The sequence below is a fragment of the Seonamhaeicola sp. genome (assembly GCF_028281565.1).
Lineage (GTDB): Bacteria > Bacteroidota > Bacteroidia > Flavobacteriales > Flavobacteriaceae > Seonamhaeicola.
On sequence record NZ_JANQJQ010000025.1, the window covers coordinates 114817 to 134088 of the forward strand.

Sequence of the window (19272 nt, forward strand, 5' to 3'; positions counted from 1 at the left end):
ATAAGAAGACGATTAAATAAGATGAGTTCAATAAACACAACAGCGTTTTTAAACTGGTCTTCTGTCGAAGGAAACGTCAAAGACAGGCTGTTGTCACAAGTTGAAGTTGAATAGTCTATGAATATAACATACATCATACTGATCCCGATCATTCCTTTTATAGTGTTCCTGCTATTAGGAATCTTTAACCAAAAAATTAAACCTGCTGTTTCTGGTTACGTTGGGGTTTTCGGATTGTTAGCTTCCGCCATGTTGTCTTTTTATGCAGCGTATCAATACTTTTTTGTAAATGGGAAAGTAGATGGCGTCTATCAGACCTTCACAGAAAAGACTGTCTGGATGCATTTTACGGACACCCTTCATATAGACATGGGTATACTGGTGGACCCTATTTCAGTCATGATGCTCGTAGTGGTTTCCGTAGTATCATTAATGGTGCATATTTATAGCAGGGGCTATATGAAAGGGGATGAAGGCTATACGAAGTTCTTTGCGTTTCTGGGGCTGTTTACCTTTTCTATGTACGGTTTGGTTTTAGCCACTAATTTATTCCAGATCTATATTTTCTGGGAATTGGTTGGGGTGTCGTCTTATTTACTGATCGGTTATTATTATACTAAAACATCCGCTATTGCCGCCGCAAAAAAAGCATTTATCGTGACGCGTTTTGCGGACTTCGGATTCTTAATAGGTATCATGATCATAGGGTTCTATACAGGAACATTCGACTTTGAAACCCTAAATAATCCTGAAGGTAGCGCCATATTGAACTGGGCAGCAACCTCGTTTATGGGCTTATCAGTCATTACCTGGGCATTGCTATTCATTTTTATCGGAGGTGCCGGAAAATCAGCCATGTTCCCATTACATATTTGGTTGCCTGATGCTATGGAAGGACCAACACCGGTTTCAGCTTTAATTCACGCAGCAACTATGGTGGTAGCAGGCGTCTTTTTAGTAGCCCGATTATTTCCTATGTTTTACTTTGTAGAGGATGGGTTTGCCTTGAATATTGTAGCCTACGTTGGAGCATTTTCAGCATTATTTGCGGCTGTTATAGCCATAACGCAAACCGATATAAAGCGGGTTTTAGCCTTTTCAACCATGTCCCAATTGGGATATATGATGCTGGGGCTTGGTGTTTCAGGATATGAAGGCCATGAAGGTGTTGGTTATATGGCCTCCATGTTCCATTTGTTTACACATGCCATGTTTAAGGCTTTGCTGTTTTTAGGAGCAGGCTCGGTTATTCATGCTGTACATAGTAACTATTTAAAAGATATGGGTAGTTTAAGAAAGTATATGCCCATAACTAATATCACCTTTTTAATTGCAGCTTTAGCCATTGCAGGGGTGCCCCCTTTAGCCGGGTTCTGGAGTAAGGATGAGATCTTAGTGGCTGCTTTTGAGCATAATAAACTAATCTATTACGTTGGTGTTTTTGTAGCCGGTTTGACCGCCTTCTACATGTTTAGGCTTTACTTTGGCATTTTCTGGGGGAAAGACAGAACCTATGACCACAAACCTAAAGAATCGCCATTATCCATGACCTTTCCATTACTGGTTTTAGCAGTGTTGAGTGTGGTAGGCGGCTTGATCCCGTTTAGTGAATTTGTGACAGCAGATAAAGTTGGCTTTGAAGCACATTTAAATTATCCTTTAGCAGCTATTGCCACCACCGTTGGAATTATTGGTATTGGGTTGGCATGGATATTCTATAAAAAAGAAAATAATTTATCAGATAGGTACGCCAAAGCTTTTGGACCGCTATACAAATGGGCAAGTGATAAATTTTACTTCGATGAGATCTATATGTTTATCACTAAAAAGATCCTGTTTAAAAGGGTATCTGCACCTATAGCAAAGTTCGATAGAAAAGTAGTTGATGGCACTATGAATGGTATTGGAAACAAGACCGTTTTGATATCCCAAAAGATAAAAGGCGTGCAGTCCGGTAAAGTACAGGACTATGCTTTTGTATTTGTTGCGGGTGTAGTTGTTATAGCCCTGGTGTTTATTTATTTATGGTCAAACTAAAGTAATATGGATATTTTATCACTCTTCATAATCGTTCCAGTAGTTACCATTCTGTTTTTGGTCTTCGCAAAAAGTCTGAAACAGGCTAGAATGGTTGCCATGGTTGGGAGTTTGGTTCAACTGGGGATGGCCATAAATCTGGTGTTCGCCTACCTGAAAGAGCGTACGGTTAATGATAGTATTATGGTTTTTACCAAAGATGTGGTTTGGTTTGAACCCTTTAATATTCATTATAATATTGGGGTAGATGGTATTTCAGTGGCCTTATTACTTTTAACAGCTATCGTAGTACTGGCAGGTGTTTTTATCTCCTGGAAAATGTACGATCTGCCTAAGGAATTCTTTATATCGCTTATTGTATTATCCATTGGAGTATATGGTTTTTTCATTTCCATAGACCTGTTCACCATGTTTGTGTTCTTTGAAATTGCCGTTATTCCCATGTATCTTTTAATTGGGATTTGGGGTTCCGGACCCAGGGAATATTCCGCTATGAAATTAACCCTGATGCTTATGGGAGCCTCGGCGATTCTATTGGTGGGTATTTTAGGGATTTATTTTAACTCTGATGTGGATGGTGGCGCACTAACCTTTAACATCCTGGAAATAGCACAAGTCAATATTCCTGTTGAAGTACAAAAATTATTTTTCCCATTGACTTTCATCGGTTTTGCAGTCATAGGAGCCTTATTCCCGTTTCATACCTGGTCGCCTGATGGTCATGCGTCTGCCCCCACGGCTGTATCCATGTTACATGCCGGTGTGTTAATGAAGTTGGGAGGTTACGGGGTATTTAGAGTAGCTATGTATTTATTGCCGGAGGGTGCTGTGGACTGGTCGTGGATTTTTATCATTCTTTCCGTGGTAGGAGTGATTTACGGGGCCTTTAGCGCGATTAAACAAACCGACTTAAAATATATCAACGCCTACTCCTCAGTGAGCCATTTGGGGCTGGTCTTATTTGCCTTGCTAATGCTGAATAAAACTGCCTGGAACGGTGCCATATTACAGTCCTTGTCACATGGGTTTATGACGGCCTTATTCTTTGCGCTGATTGGGATGATCTACGAGAGAACGCATACACGGGATATTACCAGGTTAGGAGGTTTATTAAAAGTGATTCCCTTTATTTCCGTAATATATGTTATAGCTGGTTTAGCATCCTTAGGCTTGCCCGGATTTAGTGGGTTTGTGGCCGAGATGAACATTTTTGTCGGAGCCTTTCAGCAGGAAGATATGTTTATGAGGGTGGCGACTGTTTTATCGATTTCAGTTATAGTTATAACAGCGGTTTACATATTGAGAGTGGTGGGTATTATGTTGATGGGGCCCGTTAAAAATGAGTCGTATTTGAAATTGGAGAAAGTAACATGGTATGAAAAATTCGGCATTCTATTGTTATTAATTCCAATAGTGGGTATTGGGGTAGCACCACTTTGGCTAAGTGATATGATATTGGAAAGTTTAGATCCGTTTATAAAAGGATTATTATAAAAGTTAAAGAACCAAATAATGGATTTTAGTAGTTTTTTATTAATGAGGCACGAAATAATACTATTGGCAGTCATCTTATTGTTGGTGGTGGCCGAAGTGTCCATATCCAGTAATAAAAAGAGTAGTGTGGTTCATTTAGCGATCTTTTTGTTTGGGATACATACCATTGCAGGGTTCTTTAAACCGGATTACGGAAGTCTTTTCGGGGGCATGTTCCATACAAATGCACTGATACATTTTTTTAAGAATGTGTTGAATATCGGTGTATTGATTTTGCTTTTACAATCGGCCGATTGGATAGAGGAAAAGATCATCCAGCAACAAAGAGGGACGGAATTTTTCATGCTTCTTTTTTCATCCTTGCTTGGGATGTATTTTATGATCTCTGCGGGCGATTTTCTTATGTTCTATTTAGGATTGGAATTGTCTATGCTTCCGGTAGCGGCCCTGGCAGCTTATGAAACTACAAAACGTATATCCAGCGAATCCGGTATTAAGCTCATTCTTTCTGCTGCACTGGCATCTGGTGTAACCCTGTTTGGAGTGTCTATGCTTTATGCTACATCCGGCTCTATTTATTTTGCCGATATTGTCGAAGCCATTTCTTCAGATAATTTGACCATTTTAGGCTTCGTGTTGTTTTTTGCCGGTTTAGGATTTAAAATTTCATTAGTACCGTTTCATTTGTGGACGGCTGACGTGTATGAAGGCGCTCCAATAAGTATTGCTTCATATTTATCGGTAATATCTAAAGGGGCTGCGGTTTTTATTTTAATGATCTTACTCTTTACCGTCTTAAAACCATTAATGTTTATATGGGAAAACATGGTTTATATACTGGCTGTTATAACCATGTTTATTGGAAATCTGTTTGCCCTTAGGCAGCAGAACATGAAACGCTTTTTGGCTTTTTCGTCCATTGCCCAGGCAGGATTTATTTTGCTGGGACTTATACCGGGGAATGCCTTGGGAACAGCAACGGTCGTTTACTTTGTATTGATCTATGTGTTTTCAAACCTGGCAGCTTTTGGTGTGGTGCAGGCCATTTCATTACACACCGGAAAAGAGCAGATGAAGGACTATGAAGGGCTGTACAGGACCAACCCTAATTTAAGCTTGGTTATGATGTTGGCATTATTTTCGCTTGCCGGAATACCTCCTGTAGCCGGTTTTTTTGGGAAGTTCTTTTTATTTACGGCAGCCGCCAGTAAAGGGTATTATTTGCTGGTATTTTTAGCAGTTGTTAATGTGACTATCTCCCTGTATTATTATTTGTTGGTGGTCAGAGCTATGTTTTTAAGACAAAGTGAGACGGCTATTCCGTATTTTAAAAGTAAAATATATATGAAATTAGGTTTGCTGATTACCGCTTTGGGGATCTTAGTGCTTGGGTTGTATAGTCCGCTATACGATTTTATTCATGAGTTAAGTAACAGTATTTTTTAGAAGATTATGGCGTTAACAGGAAAACATATGTTTGGAAGTATTGAGGAAACAAGGGTGACCTTTGTTGAAAAAGGGATCAGTGCAGATAGAAAAGACTTTTTAAAGCAACTTTTAGAATATAATGGCTTTGAAGTCCTTGTTCAGGAAGATAAAAAGAAAACTGAAGAGGATCCGCAACTATACACCATTGGGGTCACCGATATGGTATTTAATCCAACCATCTGGATTTTTCAACGCAAATTAGAAACCTTTGATGGTCAAAAGGTTACCCAGGGGTATTGGAATCAGGAAACGGAAGATACCAAACCGCAATACTGGAATAACGGCAGCAATTTTGATAATCAAGATTAAATAGGTGCTGTAGGCCTTATTCCATATTTTTTTCACTCATTTTTTTAGTTGTAAATAACAGAATTATAATGGCTTATGATGTGTCATAAATTAATCCTATTAAATCGATAGAGATAATCGATTTAAAAAACTTAGGTTTTGGTAAAATTAAATTTATTTTTGACTGCTAAATTTAATAAAACACTAAAAAACATTAGCATTGTCATGGTTGACGTAACGATAAAAATAACGGATAGAGAAGGTATAAAACACGAAATTCTGGCCCCTACGGATATGGCCATGAATTTAATGGAAGTAGTGCGTTCGTATGAACTGGCTCCCGAGGGGACTATTGGTGTTTGTGGTGGTATGGCCATGTGTGCATCCTGCCAGTGCTACGTGAATAGCAATGTTGAGTTACCTCCTATGACCGATGATGAAGAAGCTATGTTATCGGAAGCCTTTGATGTTAAGGAAAACTCACGTTTAGGATGTCAAATCCAGGTGACTCCTGAAATGGAAGGTCTTGAGGTTGAGTTGGCTCCTGAAAGCTAAAAATAAAATTTAACAAATTAAATGCTCCTCCTTTTTAAGGAGGAGTGAATTCTGGTTCCAGTCAGAATTCGAGGTGGTTTCAACCCTTCCGTCGCTATGCGACACCTTCCCTTGAAAAGAGAAGGTACTTGTTCCATTTTTTATTAGTCCAAGGTTTAGCTTTATTTTTATTTATTCTAAATAAAAGTTATATTTGCTCCGTGAATTTCGAAAGCGACATAGAAAATAGCTACCGGATCAAACAATCTACGTTTTGTAAATATGTTTTGATAACGCCTAATAAAGAGGTGGAATTGAATTTTCCTCAAATGTTGGAGCTAAGACGTAAGATCAACGGATTAACCACTTTCCAAGCCCTCAACGACATTATAAATAATGAAAATTTTGTTTTGCTCTTTGTAGCTGACAGACAACATTTAATTTATTTGGACATTCCTCAATTATTGAAGCTGAAAAAAGAAATTGAATTGTTCTTTCTTGACTTTAACCCGGTTTTGGTCTAAACGTTATATTTATTTAGACTTTTTTTAAATTTTCTTTGGGTTCGATTACCCTTTTCTTTTTATCGTAACTTTGGTAAAAACAAGAAAGTTATGAATACTACCGCAATAAGAAAACAAATGTCTATTCATCCGGAAGTGATGGATTTACTGAATAATCAAATTGCCATGGAAATGAAAGCGTCTGCTTCTTATTTGGCCATGGCATCCTGGTGCGACCAACGTGAATTACTGAATAGTAAAGCTTTTTTCTATAAACAGGCTGAAGAAGAAAGGGAGCATGCCATGAAAATATTTACATTTATTAACGATAACGGCGGGGGAGCTGTATCGCCTGATGTTATTGACGTTAATAATGATTTTGAAAGCTTAAGATCAGTTTATGAAACCGGACTTGAGCAGGAGATTGCGGTTACCGAATCCATCTTTAAGATATTTAAAGCTTCAAGAAAGGAAAGTGATTATATCACAGAAGTTTTTTTGCAGTGGTTCATCACTGAGCAATCTGAGGAAGAAGATACTTTTAGAAGTATACTTGATCTCTTTGATTTAATGGAGGGAATGCCGCTTAAGATGATTGACGAAAGACTTCCGAAGGAATAACTTCTGATTCCGTAAGGGCATAAAATTTTATAAATCCACCTATTGAGATTAGACCATCTCAATAGGTGGATTTTTGTTTTGAAAATCAAAATTCGAAGAGATTACAACCCTTCCGTCACTTCGTGACACCTTCCCTTGAAAAGGGAAGGAATTTTAACAATCAATTTATTTTATAAACTAATTATTTAAAATAGCATGTCCTTTTTTTAATCGCTTTTTAAACATGTAAATACCTAGCAATCCAATCAGTATACAAAGTATAAACTGTATTGCAATCCGCATACCAATGCCTTTTAATTCTAATGGTTTATAAGTAAATTTAGGCAAAGTATCATAATCCTTAGTAGTAAAAGGGAGTTGGCTGTATAGCATAAAGATTAAATGATTTCTCCAATGTCTGGAAAACGATAATGCCTGATTTTTGAAATTCTGATAGTCGGCCGTAGAGTTTCCGGAAATACGATTCATTTCTTTATTGATAACTAAAGACGGCGATAACCATATCCATTTATTAACATAATCTTGTTGCCCTTTAAGTTGTTCATCATATAAAGAAAACAAAGAGTCTATCTCTACGGCAACCATATCCATACTGGCCATATATTTATGCCAAAAACCATAGTCTTCACTACCTCTTTTGGCGACTAATTCAGGATGATGCCTTAAAAAGTGGTCAAGTACTGTATCTTGTTTTTTAGAAACAGCTACTTTTAAAGTTCTCATAGTATTCACCAGATTGTTCCTTGAGGGTGTTGGGTAAGTGCTATTGGCAATTTGATTTATGGAAGAAGGCACCAGTAACACAAAAAATACCCATAACCCAATTAAATAAGCTGCATTTTTAGCAGAAGAACCGCCTACAAGATTGATAAAAAAGGACAATGAAAACCAAAATAACATATACACTAATATGAGTCCGGTTAACGAAATGAATTGAATTTGAAATAAATTAATACCGCTTATTAAAAAAGAGATGACTAAGGCAATGATCATGATAATGCCTAACCAAAAGAAACGAAGTATCATTTTTTGAAATATCCATTTATAAATGGAAATGGGTTGTGATGCCAATAAACGAAGGGCGCCTCGTTCTTTTTCGGCAGAAAGGATATTATAAGAAAAAGCAATAATTAATAACGGTAACAAATAGATGATGACGAATGTTAAATCAAAACTTCCAAATAATAATTGTACCGAACTTGTCATTTCCGTAAAATCAATGCTAAAATCATCATCAACTGTTATAGGCATAATAGCATCACTAAAAATATCACTTTGACCAATAGCTATGGCGCTCATACTATTTGGAGACATGGTTACAGCTCTGGGATGTTGATACCCAATAGCCATTGGTGTATTTGGAATCCTTCTAAAGCTGGTTTTAACTTCCATACCCTTTTCCACAGAGTCCAGAAGTTTAAGCATATTGGCATCCTTTTCTAATACTTTAGATTCAATCGATGCAATTTGTTCAACACGTTTTTGTGTTCTGTAATTACCGTTATATGTTGCAAAGGTAAATGATATAAGTAGCAGCAAAGAGAGCATTGGTAACCACTTATTTCTAACAAGTAATTTTAGTTCGTAAGTGAAATTATATGAAAACATGTTATATTTTTTTAGTTGAAATAAATAGAAGTAAACCTGATATGAAGACCCACAAAACTAATACAGCCATGTTTGTATTTTGTTGTTTTAAAATAACATCCAACGTGGGGGCTGTATAATTAAATTTGGGAAGGGTCTTCCAGAAACTGGCATCAGCTTTATACCCTCTTTCACCATATTTAGAATTGTTCATATTGTTGTCATTCAAAAACTTCTGGGTTTGAATTCTATAATCTTCGGCAGCTTCTGCAAAACTCATATGGCTTTCATAATCTGTACCTGCAATTCCCATAGATAAAAACCTGGTGGGAAGAAAAGGGGAAATAAACGCTATGGACTTATAGGTATTTGCCTGATTTGAAAATTGTTCTTTTAACTTTCCATAGGCTTTAAAATATACTTCGGCTTCATGCTCTTCTCCTTTTTGCATGATGTATCCGCTAAAATTAAAAGGCAGTTCAGAAACATGCCTTACGTTATATTCCTTTAATAGTTTAGCCTCTAATTTTTTAGCTTCTTTACTCCACGGATTGTGTCCGCTGAGTCCGCCTTTTTTAGCTTCCTCTAAACTGGTTATAAATTCTTGTTTTGTCGGGTATGGATATTTTATTTCAGCCATATTTGCAGCAATTTTAGGTGCTATAAAACAGCTTAGGATCCAAAATGACAACGCACTAACAAGCGATATACCGGAACGTTTCGTTGAGGTGGAAATTAATAGAACTATTTGAGCAAAAACTAAATAGTATAGTAAATAAGTTAGGTAAAGTGATAGCAGTTTATCCCAACTAAAAGCACTGTAATTTGACAACGACGATAAAACAATACCTGCCGTTAAAAACAGAACACTACAAATTATAAATACAGGAATATAAACAGCAATTAATTTGGCAATGGCAAGTTTTAAGTTAGAAATACCCTGACTTTTTAGTAATACATATGTGCCTCCTTCTTTTTCTTTAGTAAAGCTATTGTAGCCAATAATTATAATTAGTAAGGGAATGACATAAAGTAAAATAAAGTCAGAGGTTAATTCTCCAAATCTGGATAGTTCCGTTTGGTCTCCTGCTGCAGAGTATTGTGCTTCATTTCTGGAGTGTGCTTCCAGAAAAATAGAAATACCTTCATATTTGTCAACACCCTGGTCTAATAAGGCCAGTGCATTTTTAGGTTTAAAAACATAAGTGCCAAAATGGGCAGCAGAATGCGGGTTTTTTGCTCCCTGATTTTCCCAAACATTGCGTTCTGAGTTTTGAGATATCTCGTATTGCTTATTAGTATTTTTATATTGATTACTTCCAATTACAATAGCTACAGCAATAAGAATAATAACCAAAAGAGCAGAAAACTTAAACCTGCCATCCCTAAAGATTTCTTTTAGTTCTTTTATAATCGTTTTTCGTATCATAAAAACAGGTTTAGTAGTTCATAGTTTCCAGATAGTGTTTTTCTAATTCAGCAAGTGATAGATCATTTGCTTTAAACTGATGCTTTAAAACACCATGTTTCATAATGCCTATATGTGTAGCAATTTCTTTGGCTCTAAAAATATCGTGGGTAGCCATTAATATAGCCACACCTTTTAGCTTTAAATTTTTTAAGAGCATTCCAAATTCATTACCGGCTTTAGGGTCCAGGCCAGAAGTGGGTTCGTCCAGCAATAACAGCTTCGCATCTTTGGCCAGTGCAATGGCAATACCCACTTTTTGACGCATGCCTTTAGAGAAAGCCTTAATTTTTTTATTAAAAGCTTCTTTTTGTAGCCCGGCTTCTTCCAAAAAGCTTTCCATAGTATTTTTATTCAGGCTTTTACCGGCAATTCCTGAAAAATAATCAAGGTTTTCCAGCGCAGTTAATGAAGGGTATAACATAAGGTTCTCCGGTATGTAAGCTAAGTACTTTTTAGTTTCTAATGGTTGCCTGGTAACATCTATATTATTTATTAAAGCGGTTCCGGAAGTGGGCTGTATAAAATTGAGCAACAAATTAATGGTGGTACTTTTTCCTGCGCCATTAGCACCTAATAAGCAATATATTTCTCCAGGTTTTATATCAAGGTTCAAGTTGTTTAAAGCGGTAAAATCACCATATTTTTTTGTAAGATTAGTTGTTGTAATCATAGCTAATAAATTATGAATATTGATAAAAGTTTATAAATAAGTCTATACCTCCATTAAACAAGTAATGAGGCATTATTTATAAAGTGTTTTTTGAAAATTTCTAGATGCTCAACGGAGCAGGAGGCGGTTTGTTAAAAAAATAATCGGTTATGATTGTTTTTTTAACTCTTTCAAGTATAGGGTTATACCGTCTGTCTGTAGTATGTTCTATGATATTTTTTAGTTCAGCGTAAAAAGGTGGTAACGTAAAATTAAGCTGGTCTTTTTGCTGAACAATATGCGCACAGTAATCACATTCTACAAAAGCATGCTCATCTCCTTCAAAAAGATGTATAAAGAAGTGAAAATTTACAACATTGGCTAGGAATGTAATACCCAACACAGATGCATAAAAGCTATTTTTAAGTTTGTGATTCACAGTACAAAAGTATTGTTTTTTTAGGTGTTTTGATTTGATTGATGGTCTCTATTAGTATAGACGTAAATAAAACACTTTACCCTTATTAAAAACTCAATAAAGGTTACTACCACCAAACCAGGAACATTTTTTTTATGTCGCCGTTTTTAAATTTTACCCAACATAAGGGCGAAAATTTTTGACCCAGGAAGTTTTTAGCTATGACCCTAAAATCATTAAAGTTTAGCCAATTCACATTAGCATGCGGAACTACTAACCAGTCTTTTTTAACAGGTATATGGAATTTACAATCCGCGAATGCTTTTAGTTCATTTTTGGGAATATAAAAACCAACAATACAATCGCTATTCAATGTTTTAAGTTGAATATTTTGGTTACCGTATGGCAGAAATAATTGGGCTTTAAAATAAACTTGCTGGGAAATGTTTTCGGCTTTTAGATCAAACTTTTCCAAGTAAGGCTCGCAGGCATTAGAATAAAGCAGCGGCAACTGTTTTTCTTTAAGTTTTACTAATTTTTCGATTAAAGAATCTTTTCTGTTGGGGCCAATGAAATGGCCTATTTCAGAAGTGCCAACGGTGGCATCGTATACATAAAATTTATAGACGATTTCTAAATGAACTGGCTTGTTATCTTTTAATAACAAGCAATCCAGTTCGCCTAAAGTAATTTGTTTCTCCTGAATTTGAATGTTCTCAGCTATAACAGAAACAGTATCATTTTTACTAAGTTCAAAAGAGACAAACCGTTCTATGTATTTTCCCAATCGCAGGTTATCATCAGTATGCATATCAATTTTAGAAGCATACGATTCAATTTCAAATGGCTTCAAGTTATAAACTACATCATTTTGCCATAAACAGGGTGTTTTTAAAAAGCCTTCGTATCTTTTTTGGAGCATGTTTTTGCTTTGTAAACGTGAAGTTTTAGTTATTCGGTTCTATAATTCATCAACTTTTGAGGCCCTTCCAATAAAGTTCTGACAATTTGCAAGGTCCCATCATCCTTGGTGGCAATATGCCATTTGATTAATGAAATAGATCCGTTTTCAATTTCCAAACCGGTAATACTTCTTGGGTGTACACAGCTTCCGTCATTAAAAAAAGCAATATCGCCCGGTTCCGGAAAACGAGGCCGATGCGTATGACCAAAAATGGTCAATAGGTTATTGTTATCGGCGATCCATTTTTTGGCGCGTCGTTCCACCTTAATAAGCTCTTTGTAATTCTTTGCCGGACTGGTAGGGTCTGCAATGCCCATAACGTTTAGGGGTTTCCATAAGATCCGAACTAAAAACCGACTCCATTTCCAAAACAAAAAGTTCCACCAATCGGCTTGGTGTCCATGTGTTAAAAATAGTTCTTGTCCGGAATCAGCGTGTTTTAAAATAATGGCTTCGTTATAGGTGATATCTCCAAAAAGGGTCACCTCTTCACCAATTTTGGCATCAAAATAAGTAGACAAATGTTTTTTTACATAATTAGGGTTTCGATATACCATATCGTGATTCCCCCAGATCATATGCAATTTACGTTCTTTGTGAAATTCACGCATGAGCATAAACACATTTTTATGAGCGTGCAAAATGGAGGTGAACGATATGTTTTCCCAAAGTTCATCACCGTCACCCAATTCACAATACTGAAAACCTTCTTGATAATAATGCTTTAAAGCATGAAAGTAGATGTTGCGGTTATTGGCAAAATCATCGGCGAAACTGTTATCACCCCGGTGACAATCACTAAATAAAATGAACTTACTGTTGTCATTAAATTCTACGACTTTGGCATGCTTATAGGCATGATCTAATCTCTTTTTTGATGAAAACATGTTTGGTGGTCTACTTTAAGCTAATATAGACAATATTAATCAGTCACATAACCAATTTTTTTGAGGGCTTCAGGAAGCATTCGGCTTACAAATTCGCTGTATGCCAAAGTAGAGGGGTGCAGACCATCGCTGGCTACAAGATCCGGGTTTTCAAACCCCTTCCTTGTAATGTCTGTTATATATATGTAAGTGATACTATATTGCAGGCAGTAGTTTTCTATAAACGCATTGTATTTGTCTAAATCTGTTGATATGGACGATTCACCACCCCCAAAAGGCGTAAAGGCATAATCCGGAATGGATACCACGATAAGGTTTTCTTTTTTGCCCTTTGAATATTTTATGGCTTCGGAAACGAGTTTGGGAAATTCTTCTTCAAACAAAGTGAAAGGCTTATGTTGAAATTGGTTATTTACACCGATTAACAAGGTAGATAAATCATAATCTTCATCAAGGTTTTCATTGTTTATTGCGTTTAACAAGCTGGTAGTTGTCCAACCTGTTGTTGCAATCACTTTTAGGTCAACCTCCTTAATACTTGCTATTCTTTGGAGACTATCTTTGAGTTGCTCCGGAAATCTGCAGGTTTCACAAACGCTTTGGCCTATGGTATAGCTATCACCGAGTGAGAGGATTTTTATATCGGAAGGTGGTCCTGAAGCTTCTTCAGGAATACTATTGTCGTCATCCGGACTTGAAGCATCAGGTTGCTGATCTGAGGCGCAGCTAACTAATACAAAATAGGTTATTGCCACACAAAATGAGCGGATTTTCAATTTCATTTTTTCTTTTAAAGATACGACTTTAGTAGGGGAACATAAAATGCAACAAAAAAGCGCCTCCAAGTGAAGCGCTTTTACAATTTTTAGAATGACATTTTGTTAGGGGTTTGTGGACCACAACGCGGCACTTTTCATCATGGCCCTTCTTGGAAGTTTTAAACCTGAAACTATTAATTCGGCAAAATCTTCCGGTTGCAACACATTTTCATGAGAGCCTTCTTTTGCAATGCCTAATTCAATGGTCATATCAGATTCAATAGTGCTTGGTGTTAGTGTGATCACTCTGATATTGTTTTTACGGACTTCCTTCATTAAGGATTCGGACATGCCTATAACTGCGAATTTTGAAGCGCAATAGGCAGATATGTTCGGATTTCCGTTTAACCCTGCTGTAGAGGACACGTTAAAGATATCGCCTCCATTCTGATCGATTAAATGTGGCAACACTTCCTTGGTGACATAATACATGCCCATAACATTGGTTTGAATCATTTCGCTCCATTGTTCCACCGGCATGTCGTTGAAAGAACCAATGGCTGCAATGCCCGCATTATTGACCAGGATATCAACACCTCCTAAAGTGTCTATAATATCTTTAATGCTTGATTTCACCTGTTCATAATGACCCACATCGAATACCGAATAAATAGCTTTTACTCCAAGGGCTTCTAATTCCGCTGCAGTTGCTTTTAAAACGGTTTCGTTTCTGCCGGTTATGGCTACATCAATGCCTTCTTTGGCAAATGCTATGGCTGTGGCCTTTCCAAGCCCTCTGCCACCACCGGTGATGATGGCCTTTTTATGTTTTAAATTGCTCATTGTTTTTTCTTTTTAAATCCTAACCTTGCAGGATTTCAGTTTTAGTGATTTATACCTACAGGGTCCAAAGAGACTTTGCAGGAAGATTAAACCGGTTAATTATTTTTTTGTCCAATAATCCATTACCAAAACGCCTCCAATAATGGGCCCTACCTTGCTTACCAGTTCTAAGTGGGCTTTATGGAAAAGGTATATTTCCCTGGCGTGTTCATCATTGAATGTTAAGGTGAAACAATGCGTGAATCCGTCACTATGACCTTCAGTACTGTCATTAACGCCCCATTCTATATTGGCTATTTCCGGTATTTCATTTTTAAGGTTTAAAAACGTTTCAACGGCTTCATCTATTTGGGCCTGCGTAGCTTCCTCCTTATATTTTAGGTTTACAATATGTCTTAAAATCTTGCCTTCTCTATCGATCTTTGGAGCCACTTTGTAAGCGGCTACTTTTCCAAAATCAAATCTGTTAGACCCTGCAATCAGGAAATTATCATCGCCAATTTTATGAGATCTTAATCCGTAGTAAATTGAAAAACCTGTTTCCAGGTAGTTTATTGGGCTCAAAATACCGTCTTCATTCAATTTACAAAGCTGAATGGCAGCATCGTCCCTGGTACCTACTGCCAGGATGGCTTCCTTTCCGTCATTTGAAACAATTTCTATTCTTGTTTGCCCCTTTAATTTATTATGCTCGTCGTCTTTTAAAACAAAGTGCGGTACCAGGGCTCCCCTGTTGTTTACCTTAAAAACGCTTACGCCGTCACCATGATAAACAAAGTCTTTCCTTTTGATGAATTTTGGGGCATAACTATAATATTTGTGATGTCTATGACCTACAACAACATAATGGTTGCCTCCTAATGTTACACCAGTAACAGGATACGCGCCCGTTAAATATCTATCTGTGGTGTTATCACTAATATTGTTTACGTTTTTGAATTTGCCGTTTTCATAAACTCTAAAACTACTAACGCCGTTGTCTTGAAAACCGCTGGTGTATAAATAGGTTTTTCCTTTAATTTTATGAACAAACATGCCTATGATACCATCGGTATGTATGGTGTCATCATCTTTCATGGACTGTACATGCGTCAGGCTTCCGTCATTATTAATTTTAAAACTGCTTAATCCGGGAGTTTCTCTTTCAAGCCCTCCAACAAAAAGGTATGATGCTTTTTTCATATGAATTACCTGCAGTGTAATACCCACGGCAAGGTGCATATCTTCTGTGTCCTCAATTAAAGCAGCGCGTTCTAAAGAACCATTGTCCAGGATTTTAAAAGTCTCAATAACATTTCCGAATTTGTTGGCTACAAAAAGAAAGTCGGTGCCTCCAATATTATCAGCTACCATACCTCGTGCAGGTCCTTTCTCTTTATATAATTCATGATTACTAATGGGAGTCAGGATGCCTTTTTTGTCCAGGCTGAACACATCTACATTTCCGGCACCACCAACAAATACAAGGTGGGAGCCACCTTTTTCATAACTTGTAATAGACACTGTGTTTTTGCCAGCTATATTTTTAAAGTCTTGTCTGTAAAGCATTAAATCATCATTCACCTGGGCCAAGCCAATTTGCGATAATAATAATGCCAAAATGAAAATTCCTTTTTTCATGTCCTTAATAGTTTTAGTCTTCATCAAATTTAATTAATCTAGAATGGATTGAGCGCCCACTGTAGCAATAGCTCGGTCTTGATCTATGGTACCACCACTGACGCCAATGGCTCCAATGATTTTACCTTCCTTATTCTTTATGGGTAACCCCCCGGGAAAGGACACCAATCCATTATTGGTTAATTCAATATTATATATAATACCGCCCGGTTGTGTTAATTCCCCCAATTTTCCCGTGTCAATATTAAAATAACGTGCTGTTTTGGCTTTTTTAATGGCTACATCAATGCTTCCTAAATAGGATTCGTCCATTCTTATAAACGCTTTTAGGTTAGCTCCGGCATCAACCACGGCAATGTTTACCAATATATTAGAGGCTTCGGCATTTTCCTTGGCAGCCAACAGGGCTTTTAATGCTTCTTCCTGGGTGATGTCGTTAGCTATTTGGGCCTGCACCACATTTGATAATGCGGTTAGCATTACGAATAGGCCACAAATTTTTACTTGTTTGAGTAAGTTCATAATTCCATTTTTTGTTTTACAATGCAAAAATTACAAACCATTCTGAAAAAACAGTTGAACAAGTTCAACTCAATAAAAAATTAACTGAATTTAAGACTGTTTTTTGATTTTACTCAAAAACTCATGCGTAATGCCCAAATAGCTGGCAATTTGTTTGTCGGTAAGTTTTGAAGCAATATTGGGATAGGTATTTGCAAAATAATGATAACGTTCTTTGGCAGTGAGACAATGATTTCTAATCAATCGGCGTTGCCATGCGACCAGCGCTTTTTGTGACATCACTCTGAAAAGTTTCTCCACTATGGGAAGGGATTCATAAAGCGCTAACTTATCGGTTTTGCTTATTAAAAGTACTTCGCTGTCCTCTAAAGCCTGAATATTTAAATGGGATGGCGTTTGATTCATAAAGCTGTCTATATCCATCAACCACCAATCCCTGGCTGCAAAATAGAGGGTGTTTTCGTTACCCTTTTTGTCAACGGTAAAAATTCTAAAGCAACCATCTATGACAAAACCTTCGTATTTATAGATACTTCCCTGGGTAAGCAGAAAATCTTTTTTCCTGATAACCGTGGGTTTAAAATAGCTGGTTATAGTCTCTAAATCCTGTGAAGGGATTTCTATAATGGATTTGATATGTTGCTTTAATGAATCGTGAGGCATGTGGATTTAGATATAAATCAAAAGTAGGTATAAATAATAGTTTTGTTATGTGAAACTATGATTTTAAAAAAAAGCTGCCTAAAAAATAGGGTTTTGTCAACCTGAAATGAATTCAGAATGACAGTACTTCGTTCTTTTTAGGCAGCCTTATTAATATCTGATGAGTTACATCCTAGTGCAAAGCATATTGCAATCCAAAAGTTAAGTTATAATTCTGTTTTAACTGAATACCATTTAAATCCTGGTAAAGAGGCGTGCTGCATTCTGCAGCAAAGCGTAAGCCTTTTAAACTTCCGTTGTTAATAATATAGTTTAACCCGAATCCGGAATTAATAAAAGTTCCACCAGAATTTGCTATATCAGCAGTAGTGACCATCATAGGATTCAGCAGATCACTGGTACCGTTAATTTCATCAATCAAAACACCTTCCAGCCTCACTGAAACGCTCAAATTATCTCCGGCCTTAGCAGCTACCCAGTTATTTAATTTGTATTGATTGCCAAATTTATAATCCTGGTCATTATCATTAACGTTGATATTACCGGTTAACTGGTGTCCCCAGGAAAATTTATCACATTGTCCTAAATAGGTCAATCCTAATTTAGCACCAAAAGAGCCTGTCCCCAATTGCATAGGGTATGGTAGCTGTACGGCATTACCCATTGACATGGGCGTGACATCTTTTGCTTCGATACTTCCTGTTGGAATGATTGCTGCTACCTGGGCATGCATGGCTTGTCTGTTTTTATTGAATAAGCTGTACAATGCACCTACAGTGATGTCTCCTAAACCACTGGTGTTTGTTGCAAAACGCATCCCGCTGCGCATTTGTAGGTTCATGTCGTTTTCCAGGTAGTTTGCCATGACCATCAAAGTGATTTTGTCCGATGGCGCGTACATGGCACCTAACATGTGCATGTTCATGATCATGTCTTGAGGCGCCACCATATAATTGGCATGGGCTGCAGCATTTGTAACATCATCAGTGCCTTGTCTTAGTTGTCTCATGTCCATAGTCATGTAACGGTAAGAGAACATAATGCCGCCTTTATGGTGTACATGGTCTCCCATAACCGAAATAGGAGCGTGGCCGTCAGGACGACTTGAAGACCAGGAATCATCTGTTGCGTTTCCATGGTCGTGATTCTTGTGGTGCTCGTGGTGCTCGTGTTGAGCAAAGGTAAATGTGGTTGCAACGCATAGCATTGCAATGAATATTTTAGTTTTCATCTGTTTGTTTTATTGTTTTGAATGTTCAGATGTAACCTTTGATATTTAAAATAATCATTGTTGTATGCTTAATGATTATTTTAAACATGTCGGTTTCATTGTGTTCTGAATTTGATGTAATTAATAAGGTTTCTTATCGGAAATGCTTCCGAAGAAATAAAATATAAATGGGAAATAATTACATTAATTCAGGTGGTTGCAGTTTGTCTTGATAATAATCAAAATGGTACAATTGACTATATGAATCGTGGGGACTATCTAAATGACTGAAGTTTTTTTGGATTTTCAATTGAATAATATCAACAAAGCCGATAGGGTAATTTTCCATATTCACTGATAAAGCTGATATGGGCTCCTGTTCTTGTTGTTTTTCAATTTCCTTTACAAGGTGGCACTTACCATGACATTGCAGTTCCGGTTTGTCTTTGTTGATACATAAAAACTCGGCAATATAGTCTTGATTTAAGACATATTCAAGACAAGGCTGAATAGGTCTTAACATGGCCGTCAAGTACAAAAACACAAAGAATATGGCTGCGGTTCTATGCAAAAAATAGAAATTTTGGCAAATATATAAATTAGATGTAAATTTTTATATGACTTATGATTTACTTTTTGATTGTAAACAGCATTTGAAATATACAACATAGCCGGTAAGAATCTTATTAAATTCAAACCGGCTATGAAGTTTCAA

20 protein-coding genes are annotated in these 19272 nt (G+C 36.8%); 7 read left to right on the forward strand and 13 right to left on the reverse strand.

Annotated features, from left to right (window positions below):
- Positions 1-117: 117 nt before the first annotated feature.
- The 7 genes from nuoL to Q0983_RS12530 all read left to right on the forward strand — a co-directional run bounded on the left by nuoL (position 118) and on the right by Q0983_RS12530 (position 6965).
- Positions 118-2037 carry an NADH-quinone oxidoreductase subunit L gene (gene nuoL, locus Q0983_RS12500; protein WP_299553662.1) on the forward strand — a complete coding sequence of 640 codons (1920 nt, stop codon included), beginning with the start codon at positions 118-120 and terminating at the stop codon, positions 2035-2037.
- Between the two features lie 6 nt (positions 2038-2043).
- The gene (locus Q0983_RS12505; RefSeq protein WP_299553665.1) at positions 2044-3531 is read left to right on the forward strand and encodes an NADH-quinone oxidoreductase subunit M; all 1488 of its coding nucleotides are present in this window, start codon (positions 2044-2046) and stop codon (positions 3529-3531) included.
- 42 nt (positions 3532-3573) lie between these two features.
- Positions 3574-4977 carry an NADH-quinone oxidoreductase subunit N gene (locus tag Q0983_RS12510; RefSeq protein WP_299553668.1) on the forward strand — a complete coding sequence of 468 codons (1404 nt, stop codon included), beginning with the start codon at positions 3574-3576 and terminating at the stop codon, positions 4975-4977.
- Between the two features lie 6 nt (positions 4978-4983).
- Positions 4984-5328 carry a hypothetical protein gene (locus Q0983_RS12515; protein ID WP_299553671.1) on the forward strand — a complete coding sequence of 115 codons (345 nt, stop codon included), beginning with the start codon at positions 4984-4986 and terminating at the stop codon, positions 5326-5328.
- A gap of 204 nt (positions 5329-5532) precedes the next feature.
- Positions 5533-5862, forward strand: a complete 330-nt coding sequence (locus tag Q0983_RS12520) for a 2Fe-2S iron-sulfur cluster-binding protein (RefSeq protein WP_299553674.1) — start codon at positions 5533-5535, stop codon at positions 5860-5862.
- A 200-nt stretch (positions 5863-6062) separates the two neighbouring features.
- Complete coding sequence (locus tag Q0983_RS12525) at positions 6063-6365, forward strand: hypothetical protein (RefSeq protein WP_299553678.1); 303 nt, start codon at positions 6063-6065, stop codon at positions 6363-6365.
- Positions 6366-6455: 90 nt separating this feature from the next.
- Positions 6456-6965, forward strand: coding sequence for a ferritin (locus Q0983_RS12530; RefSeq protein ID WP_299553681.1), 510 nt, complete (start codon positions 6456-6458; stop codon positions 6963-6965).
- 177 nt (positions 6966-7142) lie between these two features.
- On the opposite strand, the gene Q0983_RS12535 is transcribed toward Q0983_RS12530, so the two are convergent.
- From Q0983_RS12535 to Q0983_RS12595, 13 genes are all read right to left on the reverse strand, one after another.
- On the reverse strand, positions 7143-8573 hold the full coding sequence (locus Q0983_RS12535) for an ABC transporter permease subunit (RefSeq protein ID WP_299553684.1): 1431 nt from the start codon (positions 8571-8573) through the stop codon (positions 7143-7145).
- 1 nt (position 8574) lies between these two features.
- Positions 8575-9981: a DUF3526 domain-containing protein gene (locus Q0983_RS12540; RefSeq protein WP_299553687.1), complete on the reverse strand. Its 1407-nt coding sequence runs from the start codon at positions 9979-9981 to the stop codon at positions 8575-8577.
- A gap of 10 nt (positions 9982-9991) precedes the next feature.
- Positions 9992-10693 (reverse strand): ABC transporter ATP-binding protein, encoded by a 702-nt coding sequence (locus Q0983_RS12545; protein ID WP_299553690.1) that lies wholly within the window; start codon positions 10691-10693, stop codon positions 9992-9994.
- A gap of 100 nt (positions 10694-10793) precedes the next feature.
- A complete protein-coding gene (locus Q0983_RS12550) occupies positions 10794-11111 on the reverse strand; it encodes a hypothetical protein (RefSeq protein WP_299553693.1) in 318 nt (105 codons plus the stop codon).
- A 106-nt stretch (positions 11112-11217) separates the two neighbouring features.
- A complete protein-coding gene (locus tag Q0983_RS12555; RefSeq protein ID WP_299553696.1) occupies positions 11218-12012 on the reverse strand; it encodes a DUF1853 family protein in 795 nt (264 codons plus the stop codon).
- A gap of 29 nt (positions 12013-12041) precedes the next feature.
- On the reverse strand, positions 12042-12941 hold the full coding sequence (locus tag Q0983_RS12560; protein WP_299553699.1) for a metallophosphoesterase family protein: 900 nt from the start codon (positions 12939-12941) through the stop codon (positions 12042-12044).
- Between the two features lie 35 nt (positions 12942-12976).
- Entirely contained in the window at positions 12977-13723 is a 747-nt protein-coding gene (locus tag Q0983_RS12565) for an SGNH/GDSL hydrolase family protein (RefSeq protein ID WP_299553702.1), read from the reverse strand.
- Between the two features lie 99 nt (positions 13724-13822).
- A complete protein-coding gene (locus Q0983_RS12570; protein WP_299553705.1) occupies positions 13823-14542 on the reverse strand; it encodes a 3-ketoacyl-ACP reductase in 720 nt (239 codons plus the stop codon).
- Between the two features lie 99 nt (positions 14543-14641).
- Positions 14642-16162, reverse strand: a complete 1521-nt coding sequence (locus tag Q0983_RS12575) for a Dabb family protein (RefSeq protein ID WP_299553707.1) — start codon at positions 16160-16162, stop codon at positions 14642-14644.
- Positions 16163-16195: 33 nt separating this feature from the next.
- Positions 16196-16684, reverse strand: a complete 489-nt coding sequence (locus tag Q0983_RS12580; RefSeq protein ID WP_299553710.1) for a heme-binding protein — start codon at positions 16682-16684, stop codon at positions 16196-16198.
- Positions 16685-16774: 90 nt separating this feature from the next.
- A complete protein-coding gene (locus Q0983_RS12585) occupies positions 16775-17347 on the reverse strand; it encodes a Crp/Fnr family transcriptional regulator (RefSeq protein ID WP_299553713.1) in 573 nt (190 codons plus the stop codon).
- A 172-nt stretch (positions 17348-17519) separates the two neighbouring features.
- On the reverse strand, positions 17520-18578 hold the full coding sequence (locus Q0983_RS12590) for a transporter (protein ID WP_299553716.1): 1059 nt from the start codon (positions 18576-18578) through the stop codon (positions 17520-17522).
- Between the two features lie 178 nt (positions 18579-18756).
- Positions 18757-19128: a hypothetical protein gene (locus tag Q0983_RS12595; RefSeq protein ID WP_299553719.1), complete on the reverse strand. Its 372-nt coding sequence runs from the start codon at positions 19126-19128 to the stop codon at positions 18757-18759.
- Between the last annotated feature and the right edge of the window lie 144 nt (positions 19129-19272).

Bases quoted from the DNA above. Each gene is read 5' to 3' on its own strand.
- nuoL (WP_299553662.1), top strand. From the start codon at position 118: ATGAATATAACATACATCATACTGATCCCGATCATTCCTTTTATAGTG.
- Q0983_RS12505 (WP_299553665.1), top strand. From the start codon at position 2,044: ATGGATATTTTATCACTCTTCATAATCGTTCCAGTAGTTACCATTCTG.
- Q0983_RS12510 (WP_299553668.1), top strand. From the start codon at position 3,574: ATGAGGCACGAAATAATACTATTGGCAGTCATCTTATTGTTGGTGGTG.
- Q0983_RS12515 (WP_299553671.1), top strand. From the start codon at position 4,984: ATGGCGTTAACAGGAAAACATATGTTTGGAAGTATTGAGGAAACAAGG.
- Q0983_RS12520 (WP_299553674.1), top strand. From the start codon at position 5,533: ATGGTTGACGTAACGATAAAAATAACGGATAGAGAAGGTATAAAACAC.
- Q0983_RS12530 (WP_299553681.1), top strand. From the start codon at position 6,456: ATGAATACTACCGCAATAAGAAAACAAATGTCTATTCATCCGGAAGTG.
- Q0983_RS12535 (WP_299553684.1), bottom strand. From the start codon at position 8,573: ATGTTTTCATATAATTTCACTTACGAACTAAAATTACTTGTTAGAAAT.
- Q0983_RS12540 (WP_299553687.1), bottom strand. From the start codon at position 9,981: ATGATACGAAAAACGATTATAAAAGAACTAAAAGAAATCTTTAGGGAT.
- Q0983_RS12545 (WP_299553690.1), bottom strand. From the start codon at position 10,693: ATGATTACAACAACTAATCTTACAAAAAAATATGGTGATTTTACCGCT.
- Q0983_RS12555 (WP_299553696.1), bottom strand. From the start codon at position 12,012: ATGCTCCAAAAAAGATACGAAGGCTTTTTAAAAACACCCTGTTTATGG.
- Q0983_RS12560 (WP_299553699.1), bottom strand. From the start codon at position 12,941: ATGTTTTCATCAAAAAAGAGATTAGATCATGCCTATAAGCATGCCAAA.
- Q0983_RS12565 (WP_299553702.1), bottom strand. From the start codon at position 13,723: ATGAAATTGAAAATCCGCTCATTTTGTGTGGCAATAACCTATTTTGTA.
- Q0983_RS12570 (WP_299553705.1), bottom strand. From the start codon at position 14,542: ATGAGCAATTTAAAACATAAAAAGGCCATCATCACCGGTGGTGGCAGA.
- Q0983_RS12575 (WP_299553707.1), bottom strand. From the start codon at position 16,162: ATGAAAAAAGGAATTTTCATTTTGGCATTATTATTATCGCAAATTGGC.
- Q0983_RS12580 (WP_299553710.1), bottom strand. From the start codon at position 16,684: ATGAACTTACTCAAACAAGTAAAAATTTGTGGCCTATTCGTAATGCTA.
- Q0983_RS12585 (WP_299553713.1), bottom strand. From the start codon at position 17,347: ATGCCTCACGATTCATTAAAGCAACATATCAAATCCATTATAGAAATC.
- Q0983_RS12590 (WP_299553716.1), bottom strand. From the start codon at position 18,578: ATGAAAACTAAAATATTCATTGCAATGCTATGCGTTGCAACCACATTT.